At 71.2% G+C, this 17,101-nt stretch carries 18 protein-coding genes; 9 read left to right on the top strand and 9 right to left on the bottom strand.

Going from position 1 to position 17,101, the window contains the following annotated elements; genetic code table 11:
- Positions 1-29: 29 nt before the first annotated feature.
- The 5 genes from OG866_RS12195 to OG866_RS12175 form a co-directional block, all read right to left on the bottom strand.
- Positions 30-449, bottom strand: a complete 420-nt coding sequence (locus OG866_RS12195) for a VOC family protein (RefSeq protein WP_329334149.1) — start codon at positions 447-449, stop codon at positions 30-32.
- A gap of 111 nt (positions 450-560) precedes the next feature.
- The gene (locus OG866_RS12190) at positions 561-1,967 is read right to left on the bottom strand and encodes a hypothetical protein (RefSeq protein ID WP_329334148.1); all 1,407 of its coding nucleotides are present in this window, start codon (positions 1,965-1,967) and stop codon (positions 561-563) included.
- Complete coding sequence (locus OG866_RS12185) at positions 1,949-2,698, bottom strand: ABC transporter ATP-binding protein (RefSeq protein ID WP_329334146.1); 750 nt, start codon at positions 2,696-2,698, stop codon at positions 1,949-1,951. Before OG866_RS12185 ends, OG866_RS12190 begins: the two co-directional genes overlap by 19 nt.
- A 182-nt stretch (positions 2,699-2,880) precedes the next feature.
- A complete protein-coding gene (locus OG866_RS12180) occupies positions 2,881-4,245 on the bottom strand; it encodes an aspartate aminotransferase family protein (RefSeq protein ID WP_329334144.1) in 1,365 nt (454 codons plus the stop codon).
- A gap of 19 nt (positions 4,246-4,264) precedes the next feature.
- On the bottom strand, positions 4,265-4,789 hold the full coding sequence (locus OG866_RS12175) for an Lrp/AsnC family transcriptional regulator (RefSeq protein ID WP_329334142.1): 525 nt from the start codon (positions 4,787-4,789) through the stop codon (positions 4,265-4,267).
- 170 nt (positions 4,790-4,959) lie between these two features.
- Here OG866_RS12175 and OG866_RS12170 point away from each other — a divergent pair, with 170 nt between their 5' ends.
- The 7 genes from OG866_RS12170 (at position 4,960) to OG866_RS12140 (ending at position 10,419) form a co-directional block, all read left to right on the top strand.
- Positions 4,960-6,399 carry a gamma-aminobutyraldehyde dehydrogenase gene (locus OG866_RS12170; protein WP_329334140.1) on the top strand — a complete coding sequence of 480 codons (1,440 nt, stop codon included), beginning with the start codon at positions 4,960-4,962 and terminating at the stop codon, positions 6,397-6,399.
- A 127-nt stretch (positions 6,400-6,526) separates the two neighbouring features.
- Positions 6,527-7,711 (top strand): polyamine ABC transporter substrate-binding protein, encoded by a 1,185-nt coding sequence (locus OG866_RS12165; protein WP_329334138.1) that lies wholly within the window; start codon positions 6,527-6,529, stop codon positions 7,709-7,711.
- Positions 7,712-7,829: 118 nt separating this feature from the next.
- A complete protein-coding gene (locus tag OG866_RS12160) occupies positions 7,830-8,210 on the top strand; it encodes a sortase-dependent protein (RefSeq protein WP_329334137.1) in 381 nt (126 codons plus the stop codon).
- Positions 8,207-8,818 (top strand): class F sortase, encoded by a 612-nt coding sequence (locus OG866_RS12155; RefSeq protein ID WP_329334135.1) that lies wholly within the window; start codon positions 8,207-8,209, stop codon positions 8,816-8,818. Before OG866_RS12160 ends, OG866_RS12155 begins: the two co-directional genes overlap by 4 nt.
- A gap of 102 nt (positions 8,819-8,920) precedes the next feature.
- Entirely contained in the window at positions 8,921-9,412 is a 492-nt protein-coding gene (locus tag OG866_RS12150; RefSeq protein ID WP_329334134.1) for an RNA polymerase sigma factor, read from the top strand.
- Positions 9,396-9,866: a hypothetical protein gene (locus tag OG866_RS12145; protein WP_443063521.1), complete on the top strand. Its 471-nt coding sequence runs from the start codon at positions 9,396-9,398 to the stop codon at positions 9,864-9,866. Before OG866_RS12150 ends, OG866_RS12145 begins: the two co-directional genes overlap by 17 nt.
- 31 nt (positions 9,867-9,897) lie before the next feature.
- Positions 9,898-10,419, top strand: a complete 522-nt coding sequence (locus tag OG866_RS12140) for a hypothetical protein (protein ID WP_329334133.1) — start codon at positions 9,898-9,900, stop codon at positions 10,417-10,419.
- Here OG866_RS12140 and OG866_RS12135 read toward each other — a convergent pair.
- Positions 10,412-11,536 carry a serine hydrolase domain-containing protein gene (locus OG866_RS12135; RefSeq protein ID WP_329334131.1) on the bottom strand — a complete coding sequence of 375 codons (1,125 nt, stop codon included), beginning with the start codon at positions 11,534-11,536 and terminating at the stop codon, positions 10,412-10,414. The genes OG866_RS12140 and OG866_RS12135 overlap by 8 nt on opposite strands.
- 154 nt (positions 11,537-11,690) lie before the next feature.
- On the opposite strand from OG866_RS12135, the gene OG866_RS12130 reads away from it, so the two are divergent.
- Positions 11,691-13,379 carry an RNA polymerase sigma factor gene (locus OG866_RS12130; protein WP_443063520.1) on the top strand — a complete coding sequence of 563 codons (1,689 nt, stop codon included), beginning with the start codon at positions 11,691-11,693 and terminating at the stop codon, positions 13,377-13,379.
- Here OG866_RS12130 and OG866_RS12125 read toward each other — a convergent pair.
- Positions 13,368-14,057: a glycerophosphodiester phosphodiesterase gene (locus tag OG866_RS12125; protein ID WP_329334129.1), complete on the bottom strand. Its 690-nt coding sequence runs from the start codon at positions 14,055-14,057 to the stop codon at positions 13,368-13,370. The genes OG866_RS12130 and OG866_RS12125 overlap by 12 nt on opposite strands.
- 68 nt (positions 14,058-14,125) lie before the next feature.
- The gene (locus tag OG866_RS12120) at positions 14,126-15,187 is read right to left on the bottom strand and encodes an adenosine deaminase (protein WP_329334128.1); all 1,062 of its coding nucleotides are present in this window, start codon (positions 15,185-15,187) and stop codon (positions 14,126-14,128) included.
- 150 nt (positions 15,188-15,337) lie between these two features.
- Between OG866_RS12120 and OG866_RS12115 the strand changes: the two genes are divergently transcribed.
- A complete protein-coding gene (locus OG866_RS12115) occupies positions 15,338-16,366 on the top strand; it encodes a DUF4190 domain-containing protein (protein WP_329334126.1) in 1,029 nt (342 codons plus the stop codon).
- A gap of 23 nt (positions 16,367-16,389) precedes the next feature.
- Here the strand turns inward: OG866_RS12115 and OG866_RS12110 are convergent, their stop codons facing one another.
- On the bottom strand, positions 16,390-16,959 hold the full coding sequence (locus OG866_RS12110; protein ID WP_329334124.1) for an NADAR family protein: 570 nt from the start codon (positions 16,957-16,959) through the stop codon (positions 16,390-16,392).
- Between the last annotated feature and the right edge of the window lie 142 nt (positions 16,960-17,101).

Here is a 17,101-nt window from a genome sequence, read left to right as displayed (position 1 = left end):
CGGCCTTCTCCGGCTCCTTCGGGGGTGGTTCAGCCCTGCACCGCGGCCGGGTCCATCCACACGACCTCCCAGGTGTGGCCGTCGAGGTCGTCGAAGGCACGGCCGTACATGAAGCCCATGTCCTGGATCTTCGCCGAGGCGGTACCGCCCGCGGCGACGGCCTTCTCCACCAGCTCATCCACCTTCTCGCGGCTCTCGGCGCTCAGACAGACCAGCATCTCGCTGCTCTTCGTCGCGTCCACGATCTCCTTGTCGGTGAAGGTGGCGTAGAAGGGCTTGGTCAGCAGCATCGCGACGATCGTGTCGCTGATCACGACGGAAGCCGCGTTCTCGTCGCTGAACTGGGGGTTGATCGAGTAGCCCAGCTCCGTGAAGAACTTCTTCGACGCGTCGAGGTCGTTCACGGGCAGGTTGATGAAGATCATCTGCTGGTAGGGCGTCGCGGTCATCGTGGTCTCTCCCATCGGGGTGCGTGCTGTTCGGTGGGTAGACCGGGGGCGGATCAGGAACTCATCGGCGCCCGGGGATCTTTTTCGTACGAGTTCTTGGTGGGCGTGTGCTCAGTGGGTCAGGGGGAGCGCCGCCAGTTCCGCCACGACCAGGGTGAGCGGGCCGAACAGCGCCAGCACCGCGCCCGCGCGCAGGGCGGCGGCGCTGCGGAGCATCGTCGCGGGGGCGCCGAGACGGAGGAGTGCGGCGGTGGTGTCGGCCCGGGCGTGCTTCGCCTCCACGGCCGCGGTGGCGAGCGTGGCGAGGGTGCAGCCGGTGACCAGGAGCAGGCCGAGGGTGGTGAGCGGGCCGATCTCCGGAGTGGTCGCCGTGCCGTGGAGGGTGGTCATGGCGTACGTGCCGGACGCGACCGCGCAGACCACGCCGAGGGGGCGGCCGATGCGGGTGGCTTCCGCCATGAGGACGCGGCCGGCCAGGAGGCGGAGGGCGCCGGGGCGGGCGGACTGGAGGAGGCGGCCACAGAGGTGGGTGAGGCCGGGGCCGGCGAGCGCGAGGCCTACGGCTGTGAGGAGCCAGCCGATGAGCGTGCCGGGGGCTCCGCCGGTGAGGCCGCCTGGGAGGGGGGTGGTGTCCTGTCTGCCTGCGTACGCCTCTACGGCGAGGCCTGCCGCGAGTACGGCGATGCCCCAGGGGAGGCCCTTTGGGGACTCTTGGGGGGTTGGGGGGAGGGTGGTGGGGTCCAGGTTGTCGGGCGGGGTGCTCTCGGTGGGGGTTGCGGTGGGGAGCGTTTCGCTTGCCCGCGCTTGCGGGGTGCCGCCTTTCTTTGGGCCGGGTGCCGCCCCAGCGGCACGACTGCCCGCAGGCTGAGCGGATCGAGTGCCCGTGGCGGGCGGGGCCGGCCGGAGGCGGGAGCCGAAGCGGGCGTACGAGCCGAACGTCTCCCTCGTTCCCGTTGTGCCGTACGCGCCGAACCTGCCGTACGACCTCGTCGTCCCCTTCGGTCTGTCGTCTTTTGGGCGCATTGCCCAGGCGACGGTCACCGATGCGATCACCGGTACCAACCCCAGCAGGGTCAGGGCAGCCGGCAGGGGCAGTGGTTTCTCCGGGGCCAGGAAGCCCGCGCCCGCGCCGTCGAAGGGCATCCCCGTCAGGTCGCCCCTCAGGTGGAGGAAGAACAGCAGCGCCACCATCGAACCGAGCAGGCAGGACAGGGCTGTTGTCGCCGCCGAGACGGCCATCAGGCGGGCCGGGCCCAGGCCGATCGCCGCCAGGCCGGGGCGGGGGCGGGTGCCGGGGTCGGTGCGGGCGACCGCCAGGGCGAAGTAGACCGTGGCGGCCAGCGGGGTCAGGCACCAGGCCAGGCGGAGCAGGGAGCCGCGTGGGTCGTCCTGGTGGGCCATGGCGTAGCCGAGGGTGCAGAGGAGGAGGAAGCCCGTACCGGCCGCGGCCGTCGACACCAGGAGGCGCCGCAGGTGGACGGCCGGGTGGGCGCCGCGGGTCAGACGGAGAGCGAGCACGCGGCCCCCTGGCCTGCCGGTTCCGATTCGTGGACCGGGGGAAGGTGGACTGTGTTCACGCGGCGGCCGTCCAGCAGCGAGACCGTGCGGTCGGCGAGCGCGGCCGTCTCGGCGTCGTGGGTCGCCAGGACGACCGTGATGCCGTGGGAGCGGGCCGCGGTGGTGAGGGTGCGGAGGACGTGGGCGCGGTCCGCGCGGTGCAGGGGGGCCGTCGGCTCGTCAGCGAACAGGACCGTCGGGGCGGGAGCGAGAGCCCTCGCGATGCAGGCGCGCTGGCGTTCCGGCTGGGTGAGTTCATGGGGGCGGCTGCGGGATCTGTCGCCGATGTCGAGGCGCTCCAGCCACTCCAGGGCGGCCACCTTGGCCCGGCGGCGGCTGGTGCCGCGCAGCATCAGGGGGAGGGCGGCGTTCTCCCATACGTTCAGCTCGGGGACCAGGACCGGGGCCGGGTCGATCCAGCCGAAACGGTCGCGGCGCAGGCGCTCGCGGGTCATCGGGCCCATGGTGTGGACCGGGGCGCTGTTGAACCAGACCTCGCCGCGTTGCGCCGGGACCAGCCCCGACAGACAGCTGAGCAGCGTCGTCTTGCCGCTGCCGCGCGGGCCGTTCACCGCGAGGATCTCGCCCTCGCGGACGCCGAGCGACACGCCGCCGAGCGCGGGTGAGCCGTCGGGGTGCGTGAAGTGCAGGGCGCGGGCCCAGAGCACGTCGTTGTCGGGCGGGGCCTCCATGGGCGTACACCTCGTATCTGATCCGTTTTCCCGGCCGTTGATCCCCCGAGCGGGGGAACGAAGACAGGGCCGATCGGTTACAGGGCACGCTAGGGAGCCGGGGCCGGAACCCCGGACAGCACGCGGCCCGGGGTGCGCCCTGTCACTCGGACGGGTGCACCCCGGGCTGCGGCCGAACGGCTTTACAGCTTCGTCCACGCCTCCGTCAGCGTGGCGCGCAGGATCTGCTCGATCTCGTCGAAGGTCTCCTGGTTGGAGATCAGCGGCGGGGCGAGCTGGACGACCGGGTCGCCACGGTCGTCGGCGCGGCAGTACAGGCCGTTGTCGTAGAGGGCCTTGGAGAGGAAGCCGTAGAGCACGCGCTCGGTCTCCTCGTCGTTGAAGGACTCCTTCGTGGCCTTGTCCTTCACCAGCTCGATGCCGTAGAAGAAGCCGTTGCCGCGGACGTCGCCGACGATCGGCAGGTCGTGGAGCTTCTCCAGGGTCGAGCGGAACGCGCCCTCGTTGTCGAGGACGTGCTGGTTGAGGTTCTCGCGCTCGAACAGGTCGAGGTTGGCCAGACCCACCGCGGCCGACACCGGGTGGCCGCCGAAGGTGTAGCCGTGCAGGAAGGTGTTGTCGCCCTTGTAGAACGGCTCGGCCAGGCGGTCGGAGATGATGCAGGCGCCGATCGGGGAGTAGCCCGAGGTCATGCCCTTGGCGCAGGTGATCATGTCCGGGACGTAGTCGAACTTGTCACAGGCGAACATCGTGCCGAGGCGGCCGAAGGCGCAGATGACCTCGTCCGACACGAGGAGCACGTCGTACTGGTCGCAGATCTCGCGGACCCGCTGGAAGTAGCCGGGCGGGGGCGGGAAGCAGCCGCCCGCGTTCTGGACCGGCTCCAGGAAGACCGCGGCGACCGTGTCGGGGCCCTCGAAGAGGATCTGCTGCTCGATCTGGTCGGCGGCCCAGCGGCCGTAGGCCTCGGGGTCGTCGCCGTGGATCGGGGCGCGGTAGATGTTGGTGTTCGGGACCTTGTGCGCGCCCGGGACCAGCGGCTCGAAGGGGGCCTTCAGAGCGGGCAGGCCGGTGATGGACAGGGCGCCCTGCGGGGTGCCGTGGTAGGCGACCGCGCGGGAGATGACCTTGTACTTGGTCGGCTTGCCGGTGAGCTTGAAGTACTGCTTCGCCAGCTTCCAGGCGGTCTCGACGGCCTCGCCGCCACCGGTGGTGAAGAAGACCTTGTTGAGGTCGCCCGGTGCGTGGTGGGCCAGCCGCTCCGCCAGCTCGACGGCCTTCGGGTGGGCGTAGGACCACACCGGGAAGAACGCGAGCTCCTGGGCCTGCTTGAAGGCGGCCTCGGCGAGCTCGACACGGCCGTGTCCGGCCTGGACCACGAACAGGCCCGCGAGACCGTCCAGGTAGCGCTTGCCCTTGTCGTCGTAGATGTGGGTGCCCTCGCCCCGGACGATGGTGGGGACGGGCGACTTCTCGTACGAGGACATGCGGGTGAAGTGCATCCACAGGTGGTCGTACGCGGTCTGGCTGAGGTCCTTGGAGCTCACGGTTATCGGGTCCTCACGGTTATCGGGTTCCCCACATGTAGGTCTGCTTCTTGAGCTTCAGGTAAACGAAACTCTCGGTGGAGCGCACGCCGGGGATGGCGCGGATACGTCGGTTGATGACCTCCAGCAGGTGGTCGTCGTCCTCGCAGACGATCTCCACCATCAGGTCGAAGGAGCCCGCGGTCATCACCACGTACTCGCACTCGGCCATGGAGGTCAGCGCGTCGGCCACGGACTCGACGTCGCCCTCGACATGGATGCCGACCATCGCCTGCCGGCGGAAGCCCACGGTGAGCGGGTCCGTGACGGCGACGATCTGCATCACGCCCTGGTCGAGCAGCTTCTGGACGCGCTGGCGCACGGCCGCCTCGGAGAGGCCGACGGCCTTGCCGATCGCGGCGTACGGCCGACGGCCGTCCTCCTGGAGCTGTTCGATGATGGCGAGGGAGACGGCATCCAGGTGCGGGGTGCCGTTCCTGGACTCTCGGGTGATCCGCGAGTCCCTGGGGTCTGTGCTTCGACTGGCCACGAGCTCACTGTGCACGACGTCTCGACACTTCCGCAAGGCCGTACCGATGAAATTCGTTGTTTACGTGACTGAGACCTGCGGATTTCGCAGCATCGGCGGGAGCGGGGGTGTTGAAAACGTGGGCCGGGCGATTAGGGTGGGTGTCTCAACCAATGGACAGTTCGACCCGACACAGGAGGCCGGCAGTGAGCACCGAGCTGCGTCGTCTGCGCAACTACATCGACGGTGAGTTCCGGGACGCCGCCGACGGACGGACCACGGACGTGGTCAACCCCGCGACGGGCGAGGCGTACGCGACCGCGCCGCTGTCCGGGCAGTCGGACGTCGACGCCGCGATGGAGGCCGCCGCGCGCGCCTTCCCCGCATGGCGCGACACGACGCCCGCCGAGCGGCAGAAGGCCCTCCTGAAGATCGCGGACGCGTTCGAGGAGCGTGCCGAGGACCTCATCGCCGCCGAGGTGGAGAACACCGGCAAGCCGATCGGGCTCACGCGGTCCGAGGAGATCCCGCCGATGGTGGACCAGATCCGGTTCTTCGCGGGCGCCGCGCGGATGCTGGAGGGCCGCTCGGCCGGCGAGTACATGGAGGGCATGACCTCCATCATCCGCCGCGAGCCGGTGGGTGTGTGCGCCCAGGTCGCACCCTGGAACTACCCGATGATGATGGCCGTGTGGAAGTTCGCGCCGGCTCTCGCCGCGGGCAACACGGTCGTGCTGAAGCCGTCGGACACCACTCCGGCCTCCACGGTCCTGATCGCCGAGATCATCGGGTCGATCCTGCCCAAGGGTGTCTTCAACGTCGTCACGGGCGACCGTGACACCGGGCGGCTCATGGTCGAGCACCCGACCCCCGCCATGGCCTCCATCACCGGGTCCGTGCGCGCCGGTATGTCGGTCGCCGAGTCCGCGTCCAAGGACCTCAAGCGGGTCCACCTGGAGCTGGGCGGCAAGGCGCCGGTCGTCGTCTTCGAGGACTCCGACATCGCCAAGGCCGTCGAGGACATCTCCGTGGCCGGCTTCTTCAACGCGGGACAGGACTGTACGGCGGCCACGCGCGTGCTGGTGCAGTCGTCCATCCACGACGAGTTCGTGGCCGCGTTGGCCAAGGCCGCCGCCGACACCAAGACCGGGCAGCCGGACGACGAGGACGTGCTGTTCGGCCCGCTCAACAACCCGAACCAGCTCAAGCAGGTCGCCGGGTTCATCGAGCGGCTGCCGGCCCACGCCAAGGTCGAGGCCGGCGGTCACCAGGTCGGTGAGAAGGGGTACTTCTACGCGCCGACCGTGGTCTCCGGGCTGAAGCAGGACGACGAGATCATCCAGAACGAGGTGTTCGGGCCGGTCATCACCGTCCAGTCCTTCTCGGACGAGGACCAGGCCGTGGAGTGGGCCAACGGGGTCGACTACGCGCTGGCCTCCTCCGTGTGGACCAAGGACCACGGGCGTGCGATGCGGATGTCCAAGAAGCTGGACTTCGGGTGCGTGTGGATCAACACGCACATTCCGCTGGTCGCCGAGATGCCGCACGGCGGGTTCAAGAAGTCCGGGTACGGCAAGGACCTTTCGGGCTACGGGTTCGAGGACTACACGCGGATCAAGCACGTGATGACTTCGTTGGACGCGTAATTCTCTGCCTTGAGCGGCGTCACGGCCGACCTGCGTGGTCGGGGGCGACAAGGTGTCTGGTGTGTCGCCCGCGGATCGACGCAGCGTCGATTGTCCGGCCGTGGACGTGAGGGGCATGCTGCCGTGCATGTCCCTCACGTCGAAGTCCCTTTCCCGTCGGACCCTGTTGCGTGTCCTCGGCGGTGGGGCGGTGCTCGGCGGTCTCGCCGGGTGCGGGGTGCCCGCCGCCTATGTGGCACCGGGTGACCGGGCCGGTGCCGATCTCTCCGCCGGTGACAAGCGGCTGGCCTGGGCGAACTGGCCGCTCTACATCGACACGGACGACGACGACACCACCAAGCGGCCGACGCTGGAGGCGTTCGAGAAGCGGACCGGGATCTCCGTCGACTATGTGGAGGAGATCAACGACAACGACGAGTTCTTCGGCAAGATCAGCCCCGCACTGATGAACCACCAGTCGACGGACCGCGATCTGATCGTCATGAGCGACTGGATGTGCGCGCGCTTCGTCCGCCTCGGCTGGGTCCAGGCGATGGACCGGGCGAACCAGCCGAACGTCACCAAGTACCTGGATCCACTGCTCCGTTCACCCGCCTTCGACCCGGGCCGCAAGCACACCGTCCCCTGGCAGTCGGGCATCACGGGCATCGCCTACGACCACCGCCGCCTCGGACGCGAGATACGGCACGTCTCCGAGCTGTGGGACAGCGGCCTCAAGGGCCGGGTGACCCTGCTGTCCGGCCTCGACGAGGCGTTCGCGCTGCTGATGCAGGGCAACGGCGTGGACATCAGGACGTGGACCGCCGACGACTTCCACCAGGTCTGCGACCAGGTCGAGAAGTATGTGCACAGCGGCCAGATCCGCCGCTTCACCGGCAACGACTACACCAAGGACCTGGTCAGCGGTGACGTCCTCGCCTGCCAGGCCTACTCCGGCGATGTCATCCAGCTCCAGGCCGACAACCCAGACATCCGCTTCGTCGTCCCCGAGGAGGGCGCCGAGCTCTGGTCGGACTCGCTGATGATCCCCGACCTCGCGAGCCACAAGACCAACGCCGAGCGGCTCGTCGACTACTACTACGACCCCGAGGTCGCCGCGGAGCTGGCCGGGTGGGTGAACTACGTCTGCCCGGTGCCGGCCGCGAAGGACGTCCTCGCCTCCGCCAAGGACGAGGAGACGGCCGCGCTGGCCGAGAACACGCTGATCTTCCCGGACGACGAGATGCGTCAACGGCTCGTCATCGCACGGGACATCACGTCCGGTGAGCGGGTGGAGTTCTCCAAGCGGTGGAACGCGATCGTGGGGCTGTAGGCACGCCTCGACGGCTTTACCATCTCTTTGCAACCCGCGTCGGGGCCGCGTCGTCTCTCCGCTCGATCCGTCACCCCGCCCGACCGACGGGCGGACGGACCGAGCAAGGGAGTCATCCATGCGTACAACTGTCCTGGGCGTCGCGGCACTTGCCTGTGCCGCCGTGCTGACCGGCGTGGCGCCCGCCTTCGCGGACGGGGGAACCGCGACGCCGAGCCCCGTCCCGAGCGCCACGACCGCGCCGAGCGCCGAACCGAGTGCCGAGCCGACTGCCGCTCCGAGTGAGGCGCCCAGTACTGAGCCGAGTGCCGAGCCGACCCTGGCGCCGTCCCCGGGGCAGGTCTCCGTCGTGCCCAGCGGGGCGCCGGACACCGGGGTGAGCGCGCAGTCCTCGGGCGGCGGCGGGGGCGCGCTCGTCGGCGGGGGCGCCGCCGCGGCGGTCGTACTGGGTGGCGGTGCCGCCGTGCTCGTACGGCGTCGGCGGGCGCACGGGGCATGAGTCCGCTCTCGCGGCGGGCCTTCGCCCTCGCGGCTCCGGCGGCGCTGCTGGCGGGCTGCGGGGGGCCGGGGGCCGGGGCGGGGAGCGGCGCTTCTGCCGCGCCGCCGACCGTCGCCGATTCTCCGGCCGCCAAGTCGGGGGCGGGGGAGGGGAGTTCGGTACCGGTCCGGCTGCGGATCCCGGCGATCGGGGTCGACACTCCCGTCATCCGGCTGGGCCTCGCCCCGGACGGCAGCGTGCAGGTGCCGCCGATCACGGCCCACGACCGGGCCGGCTGGTACGAGCACTCGCCGGTGCCGGGACGGACCGGACCGTCGGTGATCCTCGGCCATGTCACGGTCGGTTCCTACGGCGACGGCGTCTTCCGGCGTCTCGCGGCGCTGCGGCGCGGCGACCGGATCACGGCGCGTCTGGCGGACGGGACCGAGGCCGGGTTCGCCGTCACCGCCGTACGGACCGTCGCCAAGGCCGACTTCCCGTCCGACGAGGTGTACGGCGACGTCGACCGGCCGGAGCTGCGGCTCATCACCTGCGGTGGCCCGCGGACCGGTGACGGATACCTCGACAACGTGATCGTCTTCGCCGCGTCGAGCCCCACGACGTCCTGACGCCGAGATCCCGCCCCGTCGGAACGCGTGCCGACGGTTCGGGGTCTTGACCAGTGAGCCAGTGAGCCAGTGAGCCCGTGAACCCCCCATTCCTGGAGAACGTTGAAACGGTCCCGTGAGAAGGCAGCGTCCGAGCTGTTCGCCGCCCTCTATCCACGCCTCGCCGGCTGGTGCCGTCGGCTGGTCGACGACGACGAGACGGCCCACGAGATCGCCTCGGAGGCGTTCACCCGGCTGTGGGCGCGCTGGACGGCGGTGGACGAACCCCAGGGCTTTCTCTACGTCACCACGGCGAACCTCGTCCGCGACCACTGGCGCAAGCTGGAGCGCGAGCGCCGGGCCGTACGTCGGGCGACCACGGAGGCGGAGCTCAGCGCCCGGCCCGAACAGGCGGACCCCTCGGTACGGTTGCTCGTCCAGTCGCTGCCGGAAAGGCTGCGCGTCCCGATCCTCCTGCACTACTACGCCGACATGCCGATCCGGGAGGTGGCGATGCTGACCGGACGCAAGGAAGGAACCGTCAAGGCGGACCTCCACGCGGCCCGCGAACTGCTCCGCGCCCATCTGAGGAGGAGTCTTGACCACACCCGCTGACGACGGCCCGGACTTCGACCTCGGCCCCGAGGGCTACGGCTTCGAGGGCTTCCGTTCCGAGGCCTCCGAAGGCTTCGGCTCCGACGACCCGCTTGTCGTCATGCTGCGTCCGCCGGCCGAGTATCTCGGTCCGCCGGCCGGGAGCTACGAGGCGATCCGGCGTGGCGCCGCCCGGCGCAAGCTGCTGCGCGCCGCCGCCGGGGCGGGACTGGTCTGCGCCGCCGCCGCTCTCGTCGTACTGCCGTTGCGGCTGGCGGCCTCCGACGCCCCCGCGTCTCCCACCGTCCCGCTCGCGCCGCCGCCCGCGAGCAGTCCCGCGCGCGATTCCGCGACGCCGACGCCGGTGCCGTCGGAACCGGTCGCGACCCCCGACCCCTCGCCCAGCGCGGCGCCCTCGCACATCGAGACGACCGTGCCGACCGTCGCCCCCTCGATGCCCCCGACCTCTTTTTGAACATGTTCAACTCCAGGCGTACGCTCCTCCCATGAGCGACAGAGCCGCCCTGCTCAAGGGCATCCGTGCCTGGTTGGTCCTCTTCGTCATCTGCCTGGTGCTCAGCGGCGCCACGGCCTTCCCCCTCGTCCACGAACTGCGCTGGACCGAGGAGCTGCTGAGCCATCTGCCCGCGCCCGACGCCCTGACGGACTGGATCACCCGGGTCCGGCAGGGCCTCGACACCGCCGACGCCGACTACCCCTTCCTCCTCTACGGCACCGACTGGCTGGCCTTCGCGCACCTTGTCATCGCGGTCGCCTTCTACGGCCCCTACCGCGATCCGGTCCGCAACATCTGGGTCGTCGAGTTCGGGATGATCGCCTGCGCCGGCATCGTCCCGCTGGCGTTGATCTGCGGGCCGGTCCGCGGGATCCCGTTCTGGTGGAGCGTGATCGACATGGCGTTCGGGGTGTTCGGGGTCGTACCGCTGTATGTCGTACGGAGGAAGATCAAGCGGCTGGAGGCGATGACCGCCGTGACTTGGGAGGCCGCGCCCGCGCTCGCTACTTGACTGCCGCCGCGACGATCCGGTCGATGACCGGGTTCGACGCCTCGTCCTTGGCGTCGGTGTCGCCCACCGAGTAGACGACGGTCCGGCGCAGATCGCGGGTCGCGGCGAGCGCGGTGCTGTAGCCGTAGCGCGCCCCCGTCTTGCACCAGTAGACCCGGCCACCCACCGCCATGCGTTGCAGCCCGGCGCTGAAGGTCGCCCCGTCGATGCCGGCCGGGACCGTGAACATCTCCTTCAGTTGCGGTCCCGGCAGGATCCGGCCCCGGAACAGCGCGTGCAGCAGCCGTTCCAGGTCGGCGGTCGTCGAGATCATGTCGCCGGCCGCCCAGCGGTCCGCCTGGTTCCACTCGGTGACGTCGACGAGGGTCGTCGTCCCGTCGGCCGCCGTCATCCGCTGGTAGCCGCGGTTGTGCGGGCCGTGGATGCGGGGGTCGGTGCCGGGGAAGTACGTGTCGTGCAGGCCGGCCGGGCGCAGGACACGCCGCGTGGCCTCGGTGGCGTACGAGTGGCCCGTCACCTTCTCGATCAGCAGGCCGAGGACCGTGTAGCTGATGTTGAGGTACTGCTGCCGCGTCCCCGGTGTGAAGGCCGGCCCCTTCGCGATCGCCGACGCCACGACCTGCTGCGGGGGCAGCGTGTCGAAGCGGTGGGCGTACGGGTCGTCGAAGCCGTCGCCCGGCTTGATGCCGCTCGTGTGGTTGAGCAACTGGCGTACGGAGATCGGGTCGAAGGCGGGGGTGAACAGGCCCGGAAGGTAGCGCTGGACCGGGGTGTCGAGGTCGAGACGGCGCTCGGCGGCCAGGTGCAGGACGGTGGCCGCGGTGACGACCTTCGTCGTGGACCCGGCCCGGAAGCAGGCCCTCGGGTCGGCCGCCCGACCGCTCTCCAGGTCGTGCACACCGGCACCGCCCCGCCAGTGGCCGTCGCTGCCGCCGATCCGCACGAGGGCGAAGGTCGAGTCCCCGTCGGGGAGCCCGGCGATGGCGGCGCGCAATGCCTCGGCGTCGGGGGCATTGCGTGGAGAGGTCCTTTGCGTGGAGGCGGAGGCCGGGCTGGTCAGGGCGCCGGCGCTCAGGGCGAGGGCGGCGGTCAGGAGGGTTCTGCGGGGGAGGGACATGTGGTGAGGGTGTCAGGATCCGACGGCTTTGCGAGCAACAGCGCCTGCAAATAGGGGAGTTGAGAGGGTGTTCCCCTAAGGGGGCGGAAAAGTGTTATCGGGGAGTCCCGTGTTCCGTCTCCACCCGGGAGTGTTCCACCCAAGGGATGAGAGGGTGGACCGATCTCGGACCCGGAAGGACGACGTGAACACGCGGGAGTGGCGCGACACCATCGCGGCGGCGCAGGCCGGTGACCGGCAGGCGCTGGACGAGCTGGTCGAGGGCTGGCTGCCGCTCGTCTACAACATCGTCGGCCGCGCCCTGAACGGTCATGCCGACGTCGACGACGTCGTGCAGGAGACCATGCTGCGGGCCGTCGGCAACCTGGGTTCGCTGCGCGACCCGGACAGTTTCCGGTCCTGGCTCGTCGCGATCGCCATGCGCCAGATACGGGACCGGGCCCGGCGCCGGACCGCGCCCGCCCCGCTGGCCGAGGCCACCGCGCAGGACGCCGCCGACTTCGCCGAACTCACCGTGCTGCGGCTCCAGTTGGAGGGACAGCGGCGCGAGGTCGCGGAGGCGGTGCGCTGGCTCGACGACGAGGACCGGCAGTTGCTGTCGCTGTGGTGGCTGGAGGTCGCGGGCGAGCTGAGCCGGCGCGAGCTGGCGGCGGCGGCCGGGATCAGCCGACAGCACGCGGCCGTGCGCGTCCAGCGGCTCAAGGAGCGGGTGGAGACCGCGCGCGGCATCGTCCGCGCCCTCGATGGCGCCTGCCCCGACCTGCGCGAACTCACCGGGCGCTGGGACGGCCGCCCCGACTCCGTCTGGCGAAAACGCCTCGCCCGGCACATCCGCGGCTGCGGCTACTGCGGCGACACCCGCGAGACCGTCGTACCGGCCGAACGTCTCCTCGTCGGCATCGCCCTCGTGCCGCTCCCCGTCGGCTTCACCCTCTCGCTGGCCCTCGGCGGCAAGACGGCGGCAGCGGCGGCGGGGGCCGCGGGGGCCGCCTCGGTGGGCTGGTCCGCCAAGGTGATGGCCGCGCTCACCCAGCCCGCCGTCGCGGTGACCGCGGGCGCCACGATCGTGGCGGGCGGCGCCTACGTCGTCGTACAGACCCCTGAAGACCCGCCCCCGCGCGCGGTCTCCAGCCCCACGGCCGCCAGCACGGCCCGCCCCCCGGCCGTCCCCTCGCCGTCGCCCTCGGCGACACCGTCCCCGTCGCCGACGCAGCGGAAGGTCGAGCTGTACGGCACGGTCGTCGACGCCGTCGACGCGGCTCCCGACCCGGACGCCGAGCCGGCGGTGCTGCCGCACCGGCCCGAGGCCGGTGTCACCAGCAGCTGGGGCGCGAAGGCGGTCATGCAGCACCGCGGGGAGACGGTGACGCTCAGCGGGCAGGGGTACGTCCTGGTGCGCTGGCAGATCGCCCCGCAGGACCGGTCGGGCAGCCTGGCCATGCCCACCTGGACCGCCCTCAAGGGCAAGCTCTTCCATGTCGCGTCGGCCGGCGGCCGTCGTATGGACGACGCCACCGGGCCCGGCACCACCGGCATGGGCGGCCCGGACACCGGATTCACGGTGCTGCCCGCCGGCACCCAGCAGATGTGGCAGAACGAGTACTTCTACCTCGACGGCAGCGTCGACCTGACCGTGAACGAACGCGGCGCCTCCTACGGCCTGACCGTCTTCCCCTCCAGCTGGGAGGCGGCGGACAAGGACATCAACTACGGCCCCCCGCAAGGCGCGATCCGCTACGGCCTGGTCCGCGACAACGGCGAGGACACGGCGCCGGTACCGCAGTACGTCACCCGCGCGACCCCCGCCGATCCGGCGACGGTGGCCCAGCGCTCACGCCTGTAGGTCGCGCAGGGCACAGAGGGCGTCGACGCGGTTCGAGGTGATCGAGTCGACGCCGGCGGCGACGAGTCGGCGCATCGAGCGGACGGTGTCGGGCGTCCACACGGAGAGCAGGTGGCCGTCGCGGTGGACGCGGTCGGCGAGGGCCTTGTCGGCCAGCGGGAAACGGTAGTTGAGCCAGCGGGGGCGTACCGCGTCCAGCAGCACGGGGCGCGGCGGGGCCAGGGACGTCCAGGTCAGCGCGATCTCCGCGGCCGGGTCCGCGGCGCGTACGGCGAGCATGGCGGGGGCGCCCGCGCAGTAGTACACGCGGTCCTCGGCCCCGGCCTCCCGTACGACGTCCACCACCCGGCGGGCCGCCCGCACGTCCGGCGTGCCCGGCAGGTCGAGCATCAGCCGGGCCCCGTCGGCCGCCGCCAGCGCCTCCGCCAGGGTGGGCACCCCGCCGTCGGTGAGGCCGCGGACCTCGTCCGAGGACAGGGACAGCAGCGGCCGGTCGTGCTCCCACAGCCGCTTCAGCGTCGCGTCGTGCAGCAGTACGGGGACGCCGTCCCTGGTGAGGCGTACGTCGACCTCGACGGCGTCCGCGCCCAGGTCGAGCGCGGAACGCAGGGAGTCGAGCGTGTTCTCACGGACGCGGTAGGGGTCGCCCCGGTGGGCCACTGCGGTCAGCTTCTGCATGCGTCCATTGTGGTGGGCGGGGTGGGGCTAGGCGGAGTAGGGCGGGGGCAGTGTGGTCGGCTGATCGCTCAGGGCGCGAGCCATGCCTGCGTGTACGTGTCGATCTCCTCCTTGATGCGGGCCTTGCCCGGTGCGTCCAGGAAGGAGGCGTCGACCGCGTTCTTGGCGAGCTCGGCCAGACCCCGCTCGTCGAGGTCGAGGAGGCGGGCGGCGACCGCGTACTCGTTGTTGAGGTCGGTGCCGAACATGGGCGGGTCGTCGGAGTTGATGGTGACGACGATCCCGGCCTTCACGAACTCCTTGATCGGGTGTTCGTCGAGGGTGCGCACCGCGCGCGTGGCGATGTTCGAGGTCGGGCACACCTCCAGCGGGATCCGCTCCTCGGCGAGATGGGTGAGGAGCTTCGGGTCCAGGAAGGAGTTCGTGCCGTGCCCGATGCGCTCGGCGCGCAGGTGGGTGAGGGCGTCCCAGACCGTCTCCGGACCGGTCGTCTCACCGGCGTGCGGGACGGAGTGCAGGCCGGCCGCGATCGCCTGGTCGAAGTACGGCTTGAACTGCGGGCGCGGTACGCCGATCTCGGGGCCGCCGAGCCCGAAGGAGACGAGGCCCTCGGGGCGCAGCCGGTCGTCGGTGGCCAGCCGTGCGGTCTCCTCGGCGGAGACGAGGCCCGCCTCGCCGGGGATGTCGAAGCACCAGCGCAGCACGGTCCCGAACTCGGCCTCGGCCGCCTTGCGGGCGTCCTCGATCGCGTCCATGAACGCCTTCTCGTCGATGCCGCGGCGGGTCGAGGAGAACGGCGTGATGGTCAGCTCGGCGTAGCGCACCTGCTGCCGGGCCAGATCACGCGCCACCTCGTACGTCAGCAGACGTACGTCCTCCGGTGTGCGGATGAGGTCGACGACGGACAGGTACACCTCGATGAAGTGGGCGAAGTCCGTGAAGGTGAAGTAGTCGGCCAGGGCCTCCAGATCGCTGGGGACCCTGGAGTCGGTGTGCCGGGCGGCCAGTTCCGAGACGATGCGGGGGGAGGCGGAGCCCACGTGGTGGACGTGCAGTTCGGCCTTGGGCAGCGACGCGATGAAGGCGTGCAGGTCGCGCGGGATGCTGGGGTCGACAAGGCGGTCGGTCAAGGTTCCTCCCCGGAACGGCGCCCTCGGCCGGCGTGCGGCGGGCGCGGGTGATCGGCTGATCGGTGACTCGGGATCATCGTAGGCCGCCCCCGCGTCGGGGAGTCGCCGGCCGTAGCATGACGGGACATCCGAACCGAGGGGATCGCACGCATGTCCGACGAGGCGCAGACACCGGACCCGATCCGGGACCGGTCGACTCCGCCGACGGCCCCCAAGGTGGGGCTGGGGAAGTCGGACGGGGCCGGGGAGACCGCCGCTGGGGCGTCCGTCGCGGGGACGCCGGTCGAGCGGGACCCGTGGGCGCCGCCGGCCGGTGACGCGGGGGCGATGCCCACGGTGTCCGCGGAGGAGGTGCCGCTGTCGGGGGAGGGTTCCGCTTCGCCGAGTGGGGCGAGTGGTGCGGGTGGGTCAGGCGGGTCGGGGGGCTCCGGTGGTCCGGGTGGGCCTGGTGGCACCGTCGTCTCCAACGAGCCTCTCTCCTGGCCGCCTCCTTCCGTGCACGACCAGCGGACGGTCACGTCGATGCCGGGGGCGGACGGGGCGACCCCGTCGACCCCGGGTGCCGCCTCCACGTCGACGCCTGACAGCGGAACACCCGCGCCGCAGCCCTGGGCCAACCCCTTCGCCGCGCCGGGCGGTCCAGCGACCGGCCCCACCCATGGCCCCGCCAACCCCTTCGCCCCGCCGCACACCGGGCCGACGCCGAACCCCTTCGCCGCTCCCGTCGGCCCCGCGCCTGTCGGCCCCGCCCCCTACCCCCACGACCCGGCGTCCGTCCCCCCGCCGCCCATCGCCCCCGACGGCCCCGGACAGCTGCCCTACGGCTATCCGGGCGGTGGCTACGGCTACCCCGGCCAGCCGCAGGGTTACCCGGCGCAAGCCCAGGGCTACCCCGGCCAGCCCCAGGGGTACTACGGCTGGCCCGGCATGCAGCCCCTGCCCGCCAACGGCATGGGCACCGCCGGGCTTGTGCTCGGCATCCTCTCGGCGATCGTCTTCTGTCTGTGGCCGTTGGCCATCGTCCTGGGCATCCTGGGCGTGATCTTCGGCTCGATCGGCCGCGGCAAGGCGAGCAAGGGCACGGCCACGAACCCCGGTCAGGCCCTGGCCGGGATCATCTGCGGAGCCGTGGGGATCGTGCTGGGCGTCGGGATGCTCGTCCTGCTGGCAGTCACCTGAGGCACAGCCGAAGCACGGCTACCTCAGTCGCCGACCGCGTCGGCCCGCAGCCGCCCCCGCGCCTCCATCAGCGCGAACCCCAGCAGGTTGGGCCCCCGCCACCGCCTCGGGTCCAACGCGCCCTCGTCCGTCGCCGCGAGGCCGATGCCCCACACCCGGTCCACGGGGCTGGCCTCGACCAGGACCCGCTCGCCGGTGTTCAGCAGGAACTCCCGCAGCCGCGCGTCCGAGGCGAACTTGTGCACGCTGCCCTCGACGACGATCCCGAAGCGCTCGCGCTCCCAGGCCGCGTCGTCGAAGCCGCGCACCAGCCGCCCCTCCTTCTTCGCCACGGAAGGATGCCCGGCCGCCAGGATCCGCCGCTCCGCCTCCGCGTCGCCGAAGAGCCGGGCCTTGCCGGCCATCATCCAATGCTCGGCGGTCGCATACGTCACTCCGTCCACTACGAACGGTGACGGCCACCACTGGCTCAGACAGCTCGCGCCGATCCGGCCGTCGGGCAAGGGGCGGTGGCCCCAGAAGTGCAGGTACTTGACCCTCGCCCCCGCGTCCAACGCCCTGACCAGCGCGTCCCGAGAATCGATCTTCGTCATGCATGCGAGTCTGGCAGGCGCCACTGACACTCCGTCCTTCCTTTTCCGTTCTCGCTCGACACCTGGTCGACAGATTCCGTCGCGTAACCAAAAGGCAACAACGGAATCACTTGTTGGACGACACTTGCTCTGTCAGGATCGG

Origin of the sequence: Streptomyces sp. NBC_00663, assembly GCF_036226885.1 — a bacterium.
Taxonomy (GTDB): domain Bacteria; phylum Actinomycetota; class Actinomycetes; order Streptomycetales; family Streptomycetaceae; genus Streptomyces.
This window is presented reverse-complemented; position numbering and strand designations above follow the sequence as displayed.

Bases quoted from the DNA above. Each gene is read 5' to 3' on its own strand.
- OG866_RS12140 (WP_329334133.1), top strand. From the start codon at position 9,898: ATGAGCGACAGAGCCGCCCTGCTCAAGGGCATCCGTGCCTGGTTGGTC.
- OG866_RS12125 (WP_329334129.1), bottom strand. From the start codon at position 14,057: ATGCAGAAGCTGACCGCAGTGGCCCACCGGGGCGACCCCTACCGCGTC.
- OG866_RS12110 (WP_329334124.1), bottom strand. From the start codon at position 16,959: ATGACGAAGATCGATTCTCGGGACGCGCTGGTCAGGGCGTTGGACGCG.
- OG866_RS12185 (WP_329334146.1), bottom strand. From the start codon at position 2,698: ATGGAGGCCCCGCCCGACAACGACGTGCTCTGGGCCCGCGCCCTGCAC.
- OG866_RS12160 (WP_329334137.1), top strand. From the start codon at position 7,830: ATGCGTACAACTGTCCTGGGCGTCGCGGCACTTGCCTGTGCCGCCGTG.
- OG866_RS12135 (WP_329334131.1), bottom strand. From the start codon at position 11,536: ATGTCCCTCCCCCGCAGAACCCTCCTGACCGCCGCCCTCGCCCTGAGC.
- OG866_RS12165 (WP_329334138.1), top strand. From the start codon at position 6,527: ATGTCCCTCACGTCGAAGTCCCTTTCCCGTCGGACCCTGTTGCGTGTC.
- OG866_RS12155 (WP_329334135.1), top strand. From the start codon at position 8,207: ATGAGTCCGCTCTCGCGGCGGGCCTTCGCCCTCGCGGCTCCGGCGGCG.
- OG866_RS12115 (WP_329334126.1), top strand. From the start codon at position 15,338: ATGTCCGACGAGGCGCAGACACCGGACCCGATCCGGGACCGGTCGACT.
- OG866_RS12195 (WP_329334149.1), bottom strand. From the start codon at position 449: ATGACCGCGACGCCCTACCAGCAGATGATCTTCATCAACCTGCCCGTG.